Annotated in this window: 12 protein-coding genes; 8 read left to right on the top strand and 4 right to left on the bottom strand. The window is 58.5% G+C overall.

What is annotated here, in order from left to right; translation table 11 throughout:
- Window positions 1–279: 279 nt before the first annotated feature.
- The 3 genes from ACIOWE_RS28450 to ACIOWE_RS28460 all read left to right on the top strand — a co-directional run bounded on the left by ACIOWE_RS28450 (window position 280) and on the right by ACIOWE_RS28460 (window position 2,648).
- Window positions 280–720, top strand: coding sequence for a heme-binding protein (locus ACIOWE_RS28450; RefSeq protein ID WP_201239299.1), 441 nt, complete (start codon window positions 280–282; stop codon window positions 718–720).
- A gap of 96 nt (window positions 721–816) precedes the next feature.
- Window positions 817–1,887: a hypothetical protein gene (locus ACIOWE_RS28455; protein WP_401398213.1), complete on the top strand. Its 1,071-nt coding sequence runs from the start codon at window positions 817–819 to the stop codon at window positions 1,885–1,887.
- A 302-nt stretch (window positions 1,888–2,189) separates the two neighbouring features.
- A complete protein-coding gene (locus ACIOWE_RS28460) occupies window positions 2,190–2,648 on the top strand; it encodes an REP-associated tyrosine transposase (protein ID WP_401398215.1) in 459 nt (152 codons plus the stop codon).
- A 128-nt stretch (window positions 2,649–2,776) separates the two neighbouring features.
- Here ACIOWE_RS28460 and ACIOWE_RS28465 read toward each other — a convergent pair whose 3' ends face one another.
- A complete protein-coding gene (locus tag ACIOWE_RS28465) occupies window positions 2,777–3,382 on the bottom strand; it encodes a TetR/AcrR family transcriptional regulator (protein WP_007919931.1) in 606 nt (201 codons plus the stop codon).
- A 135-nt stretch (window positions 3,383–3,517) separates the two neighbouring features.
- On the opposite strand from ACIOWE_RS28465, the gene ACIOWE_RS28470 reads away from it, so the two are divergent.
- Entirely contained in the window at window positions 3,518–4,432 is a 915-nt protein-coding gene (locus tag ACIOWE_RS28470) for a DUF808 domain-containing protein (protein WP_401398217.1), read from the top strand.
- Window positions 4,433–4,612: 180 nt separating this feature from the next.
- Here the strand turns inward: ACIOWE_RS28470 and ACIOWE_RS28475 are convergent, their stop codons facing one another.
- Window positions 4,613–5,401 carry a VacJ family lipoprotein gene (locus ACIOWE_RS28475; RefSeq protein ID WP_401398218.1) on the bottom strand — a complete coding sequence of 263 codons (789 nt, stop codon included), beginning with the start codon at window positions 5,399–5,401 and terminating at the stop codon, window positions 4,613–4,615.
- Window positions 5,394–6,692, bottom strand: coding sequence for a serine/threonine protein kinase (locus tag ACIOWE_RS28480; RefSeq protein WP_401398220.1), 1,299 nt, complete (start codon window positions 6,690–6,692; stop codon window positions 5,394–5,396). Before ACIOWE_RS28480 ends, ACIOWE_RS28475 begins: the two co-directional genes overlap by 8 nt.
- 225 nt (window positions 6,693–6,917) lie before the next feature.
- Between ACIOWE_RS28480 and ACIOWE_RS28485 the strand changes: the two genes are divergently transcribed.
- Window positions 6,918–7,286 carry a hypothetical protein gene (locus ACIOWE_RS28485; protein WP_103307414.1) on the top strand — a complete coding sequence of 123 codons (369 nt, stop codon included), beginning with the start codon at window positions 6,918–6,920 and terminating at the stop codon, window positions 7,284–7,286.
- Window positions 7,287–7,383: 97 nt separating this feature from the next.
- Here the strand turns inward: ACIOWE_RS28485 and ACIOWE_RS28490 are convergent, their stop codons facing one another.
- Complete coding sequence (locus ACIOWE_RS28490) at window positions 7,384–8,979, bottom strand: beta (1-6) glucans synthase (protein WP_401398222.1); 1,596 nt, start codon at window positions 8,977–8,979, stop codon at window positions 7,384–7,386.
- Window positions 8,980–9,265: 286 nt separating this feature from the next.
- Between ACIOWE_RS28490 and ACIOWE_RS28495 the strand changes: the two genes are divergently transcribed.
- From ACIOWE_RS28495 to ACIOWE_RS28505, 3 genes are all read left to right on the top strand, one after another.
- Entirely contained in the window at window positions 9,266–10,117 is an 852-nt protein-coding gene (locus ACIOWE_RS28495; protein WP_401398224.1) for a glycine betaine ABC transporter substrate-binding protein, read from the top strand.
- Between the two features lie 248 nt (window positions 10,118–10,365).
- Window positions 10,366–10,677: a DUF485 domain-containing protein gene (locus tag ACIOWE_RS28500; RefSeq protein ID WP_201148229.1), complete on the top strand. Its 312-nt coding sequence runs from the start codon at window positions 10,366–10,368 to the stop codon at window positions 10,675–10,677.
- Window positions 10,674–12,332: a cation acetate symporter gene (locus tag ACIOWE_RS28505; RefSeq protein WP_401398226.1), complete on the top strand. Its 1,659-nt coding sequence runs from the start codon at window positions 10,674–10,676 to the stop codon at window positions 12,330–12,332. The genes ACIOWE_RS28500 and ACIOWE_RS28505 overlap by 4 nt, the downstream gene beginning before the upstream one ends.
- Window positions 12,333–12,692: the final 360 nt, after the last annotated feature.

A 12,692-nucleotide genomic window follows, 5' to 3' on the forward strand; every position in this document is an offset into this window, starting at 1 on the left:
CGGCGCCCCTGCATTCGTGCCTCCCCCCCACCGCTCCCTGTATACCCCGGGCTCTGCGCCCACTCTATTAAACGCGCACTCACCAGTTCACGCCAAAAAACCATGCGCAACTTGACTGCGTCGGAAGCCGGTTCTGCTGTGGCTTTTCGTCGCATGTGGCGCTTTTCGAGAATTATTGTATACAAAAAAATAATTCATTGTGTTCTATTTGTTTGCATCGGACTGCGGCACAAAACCGCAGTCCCCCGACTTTCCCTATAACAAAATGAGGACGGCACCATGAGCGCTTTAACCTTGAAAGTCGCAGTCAACCTGGTCAACGAAGCCATCAGCGCAGGGCGGGGCATCAACGCCGCGCCGCTGACCATCGCGGTACTCGATACCGGCGGCCACCTGATCACTCTGCAACGCGAAGACGGCGCCAGCCTGCTGCGCCCGCAGATCGCCATCGGCAAAGCCTGGGGCGCCATCGCGCTGGGCAAGGGCTCACGCCTGCTGGCGCTCGACGCACAACAACGTCCGGCGTTTATCGCTGCGCTGAACAGCATGGGCCAGGGCAGCGTCGTGCCGGCACCGGGTGGTGTGCTGATCCGCGATCAGGCGGGGAACGTGCTGGGTGCGATCGGCATCAGCGGCGATCTGTCGGACATTGATGAACAGGTGGCAATCAAAGCGGTAGAGGCGCTGGATCTGCGCGCGGATGCGGGCGTGGCTTCCTGATCTGAACGCAATCACCTCCGGTTGGCATTGAGGTGGTGACGAAGCGGGGTGGCGTCGATAGACTGCCGCCCCGTTTTTGTATCAAGGAAGATCAGCGTGAAAACGCTCGTTGGTATTTCTCTGGCCACGGCCATGACCCTCTGCACCCCCTTTCTGCACGCCGCCGAACCGCTGGACGCTGACGAAATCGCGTTCCAGGCGCTTAGCCCGGTGGTTTCCGCACTGCTCAACGCCGACGATGTAGCCGAGTTGATGGAACGGGCCGAGAAGCTCGAAGACACCGATACCCTGCAGGCCATTGCGGTTTACCTGGCCGCCAGCCGTGAAGATCCCAAGCAACTGAAGGCGCCTTATCAGGTCGCTGCACTGTTCGCCCGCCGTGGCGACGACAAACTGGCACTGCGCTTTCTAAAAGAGGCCGATGATCGCGGCCTGTGGTTCGGCCCGTTGCTGGCGGGTGACGAGGACTTTTCCGAGCTGCGCGACACCGCTACCTATAAATCCGTTCTGGCCAATGCTCAGGAGCGCTACAAGAAAATCGCCGTCGGCAAGGTCGGTGCGATTTCGGTGCTCAACCCGTCCGCCGGCATTCCCGCGCCCAAGGCCTGTCGTCCGGTGGTGGTGTGGCTGCACGGTTACGGCATCAACGGTGAGCTTGATGAAAGTGATCAGCCGCTGGCAGATACCGGCGCAATCATTCTCGGCATCAATGGCACGGAAATGATCAATGCCACCAACAGTTTCCGCTGGATCGGCCCGGGTTTCGAAGGCACGCACAAGGTTGTGCAGAAAGGCCTGAAAGAGCTGGAAGCGCAGCAATGCATCGACCGCAAGCGCGTCTACCTGATGGGCTTCTCTCAAGGTTCGCAACACGCGGGCGCCTTGCTGGCCGAGCATCCGGAGGATTACGCGGGCGCGCTGCTGGTATCGCCCGGAGGCATGCAGCCGACACCGACGGTGAGCAAGGCACACGGCAAAAGAGTGTTTGTGATCAACGGCAAAAAAGAAGGGCCGGGCAATCAGCAGATGACGGTCGATTTCCGCCAACTGTTCAGTGAAGGCAACGAGGTGAAATCCCGTACCCATGAAGGTGGACACTTCTACCCGGATGACTGGAAAACTTCGTTTCCGCAGGCGTTGCGTTGGGTGATGGGGGAGGAGGGTTGAGATCGAAAGATCGTTGAGAATGTGGGGTGCCTGCTTGATCTCTGGCGTCTGATCGATAGCCATCGCTGGCAAGCCAGCTCCCACAGGTTTCTGCGTCGAACGTGGATTTTGCAAGCAACATAAACCAACTGCCACAGGTTTCTGTGTTGATATCAGATTCAGCAATCAACACAAATCCCTGTGGGAGCTGGCTTGCCAGCGATGGCGGACTGACTGACACATCAAGATAAAAGCCTGTCACAGCCAGATGGATCACTGCAGTCTAGCCTTCTGATGAACTCATCAGCGTAGGGGGCAATGGATTGCCTGATCTTCCTGCATCACATCGTCTGCGAACCGGCCGCTATGCCGAGCAGCAGCGAATCTACTTGCTTACCACCAACACACTGAATCGCGAACCTGTATTTGCCGATTTCGCTTTGGGCAGATTAGTGGTTCATCAATTTCGCCGGGCACAAAATCTTGGTTTGGCAAAATCATTGGCATGGGTTGTCATGCCTGACCACTTTCATTGGCTCGTTGAACTGGAAAACTGTTCTCTTCGCAAACTGATGCGCGAGACCAAGTCTCTGATTGCCCGTGAAGTGAATCTTTCAAGTGGTAGAAGTGGGCCGCTTTGGCAGCAGGGTTTCCATGACCGCGCGTTGAGGCGGGAAGATGATCTGGTGAAAATGGCGCGCTATGTAGTGGCCAACCCATTGCGAGCAGGCTTGGTGGAAAAGCTCGGCGACTATCCGCTGTGGGATGCTATCTGGGTTTGATCCAGGACCGAGTCGCCGCCATCGCTGGCAAGCCAGCTCCCACAGGTTTCTATGTCGAACACAGATTCGGCAGGCAACATAAACCTCTGTGGGAGCTGGCTTGCCAGCGATAGCCGCGCCACGGTCTATCAGTCCGGCTCGCAGCCTTTGAGTACCAAGCGAATAATCGTCTGCGCTGCCGCTTCGTAATCCGCCTCGTCCAGCTTGTCCTTGCCGGTGACCGCAGAAATCTGCCAGTCGAAATCGGCGTAGGTCTGGGTCGCGGCCCAGATGCTGAACATCAGGTGATTGGGGTCGATCGGGGCGATCTGGCCACGGTCGATCCAGCTCTGGATGCAGTCGATGTTGTGCTTGGCTTGGCCGTTGAGCTGCTCGACCAGGTCGGCGCTCAGGTGCGGGGCGCCGTGCATGATTTCACTGGCGAACACCTTGGAGGCGAAGGGCAGGTCGCGGGAAATGCGGATCTTCGAGCGGATGTAGCCGCTGAGCACTTCGCTCGGCACGCCGTCCGGGTTGAACGGTGTCGACGCCTGCAGGATCGGCACGATGATACTTTCCAGCACCTCGCGATAGAGGTTTTCCTTGGACTTGAAGTAGTAGTAGACGTTGGGCTTGGGCAATCCTGCCTTGGCGGCGATGTCACTGGTTTTGGTCGCAGCGAAGCCCTTGTCGGCAAACTCCTCACTGGCGGCACGCAGGATCAGTTCTTTGTTGCGCTCGCGGATTGTGCTCATAAACCCGGTGGTTCCTTGCCTGTTCTGGCGGTTGCGCATGGTAGCACCGGCCTCGCGCGGCGCTCAAGAATGCCCCGTGTGGTCTGTGGTCGCGTTATGCTTCGCAACATTCATACATAGAAGGAAACAGGATTCATGGCAGGAAGCAGTTTGCTGGTGCTGGTCGACGATATTGCCACGGTTCTGGATGACGTGGCGTTGATGAGCAAAATGGCCGCCAAGAAGACCGCCGGGGTGCTCGGCGATGATCTGGCGCTCAATGCCCAGCAGGTCTCCGGCGTGCGCGCCGAGCGGGAAATCCCCGTGGTCTGGGCGGTGGCCAAGGGCTCGTTCGTCAACAAACTGATTCTGGTACCGTCGGCGTTGGCGATCAGTGCGTTCGTGCCGTGGCTGGTGACACCGCTGTTGATGGTCGGAGGCGCGTACCTGTGTTTCGAAGGTTTCGAGAAACTCGCGCACAAATTCCTGCACAGCAAGACTGAAGATGACGTGGGGCACGCGCAACTGACCGAGGCCGTAGCCGATCCGGCAACCGATCTGGTGGCATTCGAGAAGGACAAGATCAAAGGTGCGATCCGCACTGACTTCATTCTCTCGGCAGAAATTATCGCCATCACCCTCGGCACCGTGGCCGATGCCTCGCTGACTCAGCAGGTCATCGTGATGTCTGGCATCGCGATTGTGATGACGGTCGGGGTTTATGGTCTGGTGGCGGGCATCGTCAAACTCGACGACCTCGGTCTGTGGCTGACACAGAAGCCGGGACAAGTGGCGAAGAAAATCGGCAGCGGTATTTTGACGGCGGCGCCGTACATGATGAAAACCCTGTCGGTGGTCGGCACGGCGGCGATGTTCCTGGTGGGCGGCGGCATCCTCACTCACGGCATTCCGGTTGCGCATCACTGGATTGAGAGCGTTGGCGCGGCAGCGGGGAGTGCCGGGTTTGTGGTGCCGGTGTTGCTCAATGGTGTGGCGGGGATTATTGCCGGTGCGGTGGTGTTGGCGGTGGTTGCTGTCGTCGGCAAAATCTGGAAAGCAGTGAAGAACTAACCTGCAACACAACCTTTGTAGGAGTGAGCCTGCTCGCGATAACAGTGTGTCAGTCACACATTCATGACCTGATACACCGCTATCGCGAGCAGGCTCACTCCTACAGTTTGATCTTTGTGGTGCCATGAAAAAGGGCCATTCGACTCGCATCGAATGGCCCTTTTTTGTGTCTGCCGAAAGTTACTCGGCGATCTGCAACTTGCGTGATTCGGTGTACACGTAACGCACTTTCTCGTATTCGAACGGCGAGTTCAGTTGACCGTAACGGAAGCTGGTCTGGTAGCGCTTGTCGACCGCGCGCAGGGCCCAGATTTCCGGGTGGTTGGAACTGACTTCCGAGACGTTGAGGAAGTTGATCGCCGATTCGGCGGTGTAGTCGACGGCAAGGCCTGCGGTATCACGAATGTTCGACGGGCCGAGGATCGGCAGGACGAAGTACGCGCCACCCGGTACGCCGTAGAAGCCCAGAGTCTGCCCGAAGTCTTCGCTCTGGCGCGGCAGGCCCATCGCGGTGGCCGGATCCCACAGGCCGGCAATGCCGATCGTGGTGTTGAGCAACAGGCGCGCAGTAGTCTCCATCGAACGCTGGCCCTTGAACTGCAACAGGCTGTTGACCAGGTTCGGCACATCGCCAAGGTTGTTGAAGAAGTTGCTCACGCCCGTCCGCACGAAGCTTGGCGTGATGTAGCGATAGCCATCGACTACCGGCAGGAACACCCATTGGTCAAAGCGGTAGTTGAAGTGGTAGACACGACGGTTCCACTCTTCCAGCGGGTCATAGACGTTCAGCGCGTTGAGCGTCGAACGCTCGAACTCACGCTGATCCAGCCCCGGGTTGAACTTGAGTTTCGACAACGGCTCCTTGAAACCGTCACTGTCGACGACCACCGGTGCATTGGCTTTGCTGTTGTCGGCCTGGGCCACGCCTGCACAGAGTAACGCTGCAAACAGCAGGAGATATTTAGCCACGGAAGAACTCCAGCATGGCGTCGCTGTTGACGCGGTAATTAAGGTTGCCGCAATGGCCGCCCAGTGGGTAAACGGTCAGGCGATCGCCGAATGTCTTGCGCAGGAAACCGAGGTCGCCCGGGCCGAGGATCACGTCGTCGGCGTTGTGCATCACGGCGATTTTCGGGCTGTCGTGCAGATAATCCTTCAGCGCATACAGGCTGACCTGGTCGATCAGTTGCAACAGGCTGCCGCCGTCGGTGCGGGCACGCCACATCGGAATCACCTGTTCGGTCAGGTAGCAGTCGAAGTCGCATTGCAGCGCACGCTTGAGGAACGGCGTGAGGCTGGTGCCTTCGGTGATCGGGAATTTCGGTGGTGTGATCAGGCCGCGACGGTTGATCAGGTCCGACGTGAAGGCGATGTCGGCTGCCGAGAAGCGGAACGAGGTGCCGATCAGCATCGCCATCTGTTCATTGGTCAGGTGTTGCTTGGACTGCTGGAAGTCGTAGAGAAGCGCATCGTTGAGGTCGATGTAGCCTTTCTGCTGGAAGTAGCGGGTCAATTTGCCCAGTACCAGTTCATAGAACGTGGTGCTGTTGTTGATGCCCTTCACCTCGGTCTGTACCAGCTTGTCGAGATTGGTGATCGAGGTATAGAGGTTGACCGGCGGGTTGAGCAACAGGACTTTCTTGAAGTTGAAGCTGCGGCGGGTTTCATCCAGATGCGCGACAAACGCGGCATCCAGAGCGCCGAGGCTGTAACCGCTGAGGTAGTAGTCAGTGACCGGCACTTTCGGGTTTTGCGCCCGCACGGCCTGCATCACGCGGTACATGTCTTCGGCGTCTTCCTTGGTCACGCCGGGGGTGGCGAAGCGTGAAGCGGCGCTGATGAAGTCGAAACTGGTCGGCGACGACAACTGCACGACGTGGTAACCGGCCTTGTAGTAGAGCTTTTTCAGGTATTCGTTGAGCGTGCTGTCGTAGCGCGCACCGGTGCCGGCGATCAGGAAGATCAGCGGTGCCGGTTTGTCCTGGGTGGCGATGCGATAAGTGAGCTTTTTCACCGCCCAGAAGTTGTCCGGCAGGATGAATGCCCGCTCCGGGCGCAAGGTGACGCTGCGGTCCGACTGATTGATGTCGTCATCCAGCGGCAGCTCCGGGCGCAAGTCCGGCGGCGTTGTGGCGATGGTAGCCTCGAACGGGTTGGTCAGGGGATAGCCATAGCTGGCGGCATCGATATCCACCGCCAGTGCGGACGCACTCAGAATAAGGCCGCTGAACAGCGCGGCGAAGCGCAAGGAACGGAGCATGACTAGATCCCTTAGAGGAAGGTGCCGAATGAAGTTCGCAGGCTATGACCACGGGGTTTGCGCCAAAGTGCCATGCTGCGGCACCAAATTAGGCAGAATTCGGAGTAATAGTAGCTGGACGATACACTTTGCACCGTCCGGATGAACAGTTAACTGTTGTTAGCGCTTGCGTATGGATGGCGGCAGATTAAGCTGGCCGCCGATTTCCGAAGATTGGAGTGTTTCATGTCCCGCCGCTTGCCCGTGATTCTGCTGCTCGTTCTGCTGCCGTTATGGCTGGCCGCCAGTTATGGCGCCCGTTACGGTTTTATGGAGGACGGGCAGTGGGTCGGCATCTGCGTCGATGAGGCCAGCCGTTGGGAATGTCAGCTGCGCTCCAACCTGGGCTTGATGATTCACTTCAAGGTGTTGGGCTGGACGGCGCTGGGTGCGGCGCTGCTCGGTTTTGTCGTGCCGGGGCGAGCAGGGTGGTGGCTGGCGGTACTGGCGCTGGTGGTCGGGTTACCGGCGCTGGCGTTGTACAACACCACGTTGGCGGTGTTTGCGGTGGTGATTGCCGGGTTGCGCCTGGTCAGAGCTTCCCGTAGCGCCTGACAGTCAGCCATCGCGAGCAGGCTCGCTCCCACCTTTGGAATGCAATTCCCTGTGGGAGCGAGCCTGCTCGCGAAGAGGCCTGATGTCTCGCTGAAGATCAGACTTTTCGAACACCAAGACAGCGCCACAAAGCAGCCACCATCAACCCGCTGACCAACGCCCAACCCCACGCCTGCTGATTCAACAAGCCTTCCTCATACAGTTGCGGCGCAATGCCCGCACCGATGATAAAGGTCAGCAGAGCAATCTCCCGGCGCGGCACGCTGACCGGGCGGCACAGATAAACGAGCGCCGGCAGAATGAACGCCACGCTGGCGAAGCTGCGATAACGCGCATCAAACACCATCTCCAGCATCATCACCGCCGCTGCAAATCCTGCCGCGGCTACCAGCCAGCCGGCACGACGCTCCAGCAGGTTAAAGGCTTTTTCACGCCAGCCGATACGAGCGCTCAATGTCAGCGCCGCATGCGCGAGCACCAACAGATTGAGCGCCGTCAGCAAGCCGACCCATAGCCATTCGCTGTTGAATCGTGTGGTCACTCGCGCCAGATCGCCCCAGGCGCCAATCGAACAAGCGGCGAGGGCGCCCAGTAGCGGCAACACCAGTGCTGAGCGCGTCGTGCGAACCCGGCCACCGAGAATCAGTGTGCCGAGGAAGATCAGTCCGCCGACCGCCAGCCATTCTTTCCAGTACGGCACGTTGGTCACGGGGCCGGCCAGTACGCCTTTGTCCTGACGATCAGCGTCAAACAGCCCCCAATAGCCGCCAACCGCGCCTTCGCTCGCGCGTTTCCACGGCTGGTCAAAGGCTTCAATCAGGTTGTAATGCCAGCCTTCTTTCTCGGCCATCGCGACAAACCCACGAATGAACTTGGCTTCGTTGACCCGGCTCGGCAGCGCGGTCTCACGCTGGCGGCCTTCGCTCGGCCAGCCGGTTTCGCCAATCATCACGTTCTTGGGGGCGAACTTGTTACCGAACACCTGACGCACATCCGCGACATGTTGCAGGGCCGCGTCGATGTTCGACGGATCATCTTCCCAGTACGGCAGCAGGTGAATGGTCAGGAAGTCCACCGCCGGCGCGACTTCCGGATGCTTGAGCCAGAATTCCCAGACATCGGCGTAGGTGACCGGCTGCTTGACCTGGCTTTTGACCTTGTTGATCAATCGGGCCAATTGCGCGCCGGTGACTTCCTTGCGCAGCAACGCTTCGTTGCCGACGATCACCGCACTGACCACGTCCGGGTTGGCGTTGGCCGAGGCGATCAGCAGGTCGACTTCCTTCTCGGTGTCCACCGGGTTGCTGTTGACCCAGGCGCCGATCATCAGCTTCAAGCCATGTTTACGCGCCAGATCCGGCAACGCTTCGAGACCGGTCATGGAATACGTGCGGATGCATTCAAAGCGCGTCGCCAGCAAGGCGAGGTCCGCATCCATACGCTCCGGGCGCAGCTTGAACGGCACGTCGAATGGTGACTGACCTTTATCGAAAGGGGTATAGGAGGCGCATTGCAGCTTGTGCGTCGGGGTGGCGGCGTCCGGCAGGATCACCGGTTTGCCGAGGCCGTACCAGAAGCCGCCAAGGGCGAACACGCCAAGCAGGCAGGCGAAGATATAAGGAAGAAAAGGCAAGCGGGAAGTCGCGGACATGGTCAGGCCGAGTGGCTGCAAAGCGACGCATGTTACCTGCATTTAACCGGGGGTTGGTGGCCCGGATGATTTTGACATGCAAAGTTCGGGCGGATTGTCTGGCGTCAATTATTCAGACGCGATTAATGGCTTTCTGATGTCGTTTCTCGTTGTCTTGAGGTCGCTGACAGAGCAGGTCGCGTACGGCGTGAGGTTGATGATCAAAGCGTCAGCACTCCACTGATGTTCGAACGAGTTTGCGGTCAGGCGTGATGGGGGCGCTGTGCACCATAACAATACGTTGACGCCGCTCGGCATCCGTCGGGCGCAGCATTTCGGGGAAGTAACGATGAAGATGCGACGACTTTTAGGCGCAGGTGCCGCTCTGGTGCTTGCGATGAGTTCCACATTTGCCAGCGCTGAAAAACAGACCCTGAACATCGGTTACGTTGACGGCTGGTCTGACAGCGTCGCGACCACCCACGTGGCTGCCGAAGTGATCAAGCAGAAACTCGGCTACGACGTGAAACTGCAAGCCGTCGCCACCGGGATCATGTGGCAAGGCGTTGCCACCGGCAAACTCGACGCCATGCTCTCGGCCTGGCTGCCGGTGACTCACGGCGAATACTGGGCGAAGAACAAGGATCTGGTCGTCGATTACGGCCCGAACTTCAAGGATGCGAAAATCGGCCTGATCGTGCCGGAGTATGTGAAAGCCAAGTCGATCGAAGACCTGAAAACCGATGACACCTTCAAGAACCGCATTGTCGGCATCGACGCCGGATCGGGCGTAATGCTTAAAACCGATCAGGCGATCAAGGATTACGGTCTCGACAAATACAGCCTCAAGGCCAGTTCCGGCGCCGGCATGATCGCCGAGCTGACCCGTGCCGAGAAGAAAAACGAATCCATCGCCGTCACCGGTTGGGTGCCGCACTGGATGTTCGCCAAGTGGAAACTGCGCTTCCTCGACGACCCGAAAGGCGTGTACGGCGCAGCTGAAACCGTCAACAGCATCGGCAGCAAGGAACTGGCAGCCAAGGCGCCGGAAGTGGCGAAGTTCCTGAAGAACTTCCAGTGGGCATCGAAAGACGAAATCGGCGAAGTGATGCTGGCGATTCAGGACGGTGCCAAACCTGAAGCCGCTGCCAAGGATTGGGTGGCCAAGCACCCGGATCGCGTAGCTGACTGGACCAAATAACCCGAAATAGCTTTTGTTCACCGCGAACCCTGTGGGAGCGGGCTTGCCCGCGATAGCGGTCCGTCAGTTAACTAACAAGTTGGCTGACACGACGCCATCGCTGGCAAGCCAGCTCCCACAGTTTTGTGTGTGCTTGAAATTGGCAAAAGTGTCATGGCGTTCTACTACTAAGGTCGTCTGGAACCTCTCCCGCAGCCGCATACATTAGCTATGTTCCAACAATAATCTGTGCTGCGAGGATAAAAACAATGAACGACAGCATTTACCTCTCGATTCAAAACAGTCCCCGATTCAAGGAGCTGGTGCGAAAAAGGGAAAAGTTCGCCTGGATACTCTCGGCGATCATGCTCGGGCTCTACTCCGGATTCATTCTTCTGATCGCCTATGGCCCACAAGTGCTGGGGGCGAAACTCAGTCCCGAGTCTTCGATCACCTGGGGCATCCCGATCGGTGTCGGCCTGATTGTCTCGGCTTTCATCCTGACCGCTATCTATGTGCGCCGCGCCAATGGCGAGTTTGACGACCTGAACAATGCGATTCTCAAGGAGGCTCAGCAATGATCCGGCGTCTACTGGCTCTTCTGAGCGTCTCGGCGTTCGCGCCGGCCTTGTGGGCGGCTGATGCCCTGACCGGCGAAGTCCACAAACAACCCCTCAACGTCGCAGCGATCGCCATGTTCGTGGTGTTTGTCGGTGCCACGCTGTGCATCACTTACTGGGCGTCCAAACGCAACAAGTCGGCCGCCGACTACTATGCGGCGGGCGGCAAGATCACCGGTTTCCAGAACGGTCTGGCGATTGCCGGTGACTATATGTCGGCAGCGTCCTTCCTGGGGATTTCCGCGCTGGTGTTCACCTCCGGCTACGATGGCCTGATCTATTCGATCGGCTTCCTGGTGGGCTGGCCGATCATTCTGTTCCTGATCGCCGAACGTCTGCGTAACCTGGGTAAATACACCTTTGCCGACGTGGCGTCCTACCGCCTCGGGCAAACCCAGATCCGCACGCTGTCTGCCTGCGGTTCGCTGGTGGTGGTGGCGTTCTATCTGATCGCGCAAATGGTTGGCGCGGGCAAGCTGATCCAGTTGCTGTTCGGCCTCGACTATTACGTGGCGGTGATTCTGGTCGGTATCCTGATGTGCATGTACGTGCTGTTCGGCGGCATGTTGGCGACCACTTGGGTGCAGATCATCAAGGCTGTGCTGTTGCTGTCCGGTGCCTCGTTCATGGCGCTGATGGTGATGAAGCACGTCAACTTCGACTTCAACATGCTGTTCTCCGAGGCGATCAAGGTTCACCCCAAAGGTGAGGCGATCATGAGCCCGGGCGGTCTGGTGAAAGATCCGATTTCGGCGTTCTCGCTGGGTCTGGCGCTGATGTTCGGTACCGCTGGCCTGCCGCACATTCTGATGCGCTTCTTCACCGTGAGTGACGCAAAAGAAGCGCGCAAGAGCGTGCTGTATGCGACCGGTTTCATTGGTTACTTCTACATCCTGACCTTCATCATCGGCTTCGGCGCGATCTTGCTGGTCAGCACCAATCCGGCCTTTAAAGATGCGGCGGGCGCTTTGCTCGGCGGCAACAACATGGCGGCGGTGCATCTGGCTGACGCGGTGGGCGGCAGTATCTTCCTTGGCTTTATCTCAGCGGTGGCGTTTGCGACCATTCTGGCGGTAGTGGCGGGTCTGACTCTGGCCGGTGCTTCGGCGGTGTCTCATGACCTGTATGCCAGTGTGATCAAGAAGGGCAAGGCCAACGACAAGGATGAGATTCGCGTTTCGAAGATCACCACGATTGCGCTGGGTGTGCTGGCCATAGGACTGGGCATTCTGTTCGAAAGCCAGAACATCGCGTTTATGGTCGGTCTGGCGTTCTCGATTGCGGCTAGCTGCAACTTCCCGGTGCTGTTGCTTTCGATGTACTGGAAGAAGCTGACCACTCGTGGCGCGATGATTGGCGGGTGGTTGGGACTGGTGAGTGCGGTGGGGCTGATGATTCTTGGGCCAACCATTTGGGTGCAGATTCTGCATCATGAGAAGGCGATCTTCCCTTACGAGTATCCGGCGCTGTTTTCGATGATTATTGCTTTTGTCGGCATCTGGTTCTTCTCGATTACTGACAAGTCGGCGGCAGCGGACAATGAGCGGGCGCTGTTCTTCCCGCAATTTGTGCGTTCGCAGACTGGGTTGGGGGCGAGTGGGGCGGTTTCGCATTGATTGCTTGATGCTTTGACGTTGTAGTGAATGCCCCGGTTGAGAGATCGGGGCATTTTTTTGTGGGCGGTAATCGGTTTGTTTTTTGGGTTGGGGGCATATCCGTTGCTGCGGGTGGTGCTGATTAGGGTTCCGCCCTTACGGCGGGTCACCTTTTCCAAGCGCCGAAAAGGTAACCCAAAAGGCTTTACCCTGACGTACGGCCCTCGCTGTGGCTCGGGTTCCTTCGCTGCGGGATTGATCCGGGCGCATCGCCTACGGTTTGCTTCGCTGCACCTCCTCTCGATGCATTTGGCTGCGCCAAACGGTCGCTGCGCTCCCACCCCCGGATCAATCCCTCCACTCAGCCTGCCGACGGGCGCC

The sequence above is a fragment of the Pseudomonas sp. NPDC087598 genome (assembly GCF_044743525.1).
Taxonomy (GTDB): Bacteria; Pseudomonadota; Gammaproteobacteria; order Pseudomonadales; family Pseudomonadaceae; genus Aquipseudomonas.

Excerpts from the sequence above, each read along its gene's own strand:
- ACIOWE_RS28450 (WP_201239299.1), top strand. The coding sequence starts at position 280 with ATGAGCGCTTTAACCTTGAAAGTCGCAGTCAACCTGGTCAACGAAGCC.
- ACIOWE_RS28465 (WP_007919931.1), bottom strand. The coding sequence starts at position 3,382 with ATGAGCACAATCCGCGAGCGCAACAAAGAACTGATCCTGCGTGCCGCC.
- ACIOWE_RS28470 (WP_401398217.1), top strand. The coding sequence starts at position 3,518 with ATGGCAGGAAGCAGTTTGCTGGTGCTGGTCGACGATATTGCCACGGTT.
- ACIOWE_RS28480 (WP_401398220.1), bottom strand. The coding sequence starts at position 6,692 with ATGCTCCGTTCCTTGCGCTTCGCCGCGCTGTTCAGCGGCCTTATTCTG.
- ACIOWE_RS28485 (WP_103307414.1), top strand. The coding sequence starts at position 6,918 with ATGTCCCGCCGCTTGCCCGTGATTCTGCTGCTCGTTCTGCTGCCGTTA.
- ACIOWE_RS28490 (WP_401398222.1), bottom strand. The coding sequence starts at position 8,979 with ATGCAGGTAACATGCGTCGCTTTGCAGCCACTCGGCCTGACCATGTCC.
- ACIOWE_RS28495 (WP_401398224.1), top strand. The coding sequence starts at position 9,266 with ATGAAGATGCGACGACTTTTAGGCGCAGGTGCCGCTCTGGTGCTTGCG.
- ACIOWE_RS28500 (WP_201148229.1), top strand. The coding sequence starts at position 10,366 with ATGAACGACAGCATTTACCTCTCGATTCAAAACAGTCCCCGATTCAAG.
- ACIOWE_RS28505 (WP_401398226.1), top strand. The coding sequence starts at position 10,674 with ATGATCCGGCGTCTACTGGCTCTTCTGAGCGTCTCGGCGTTCGCGCCG.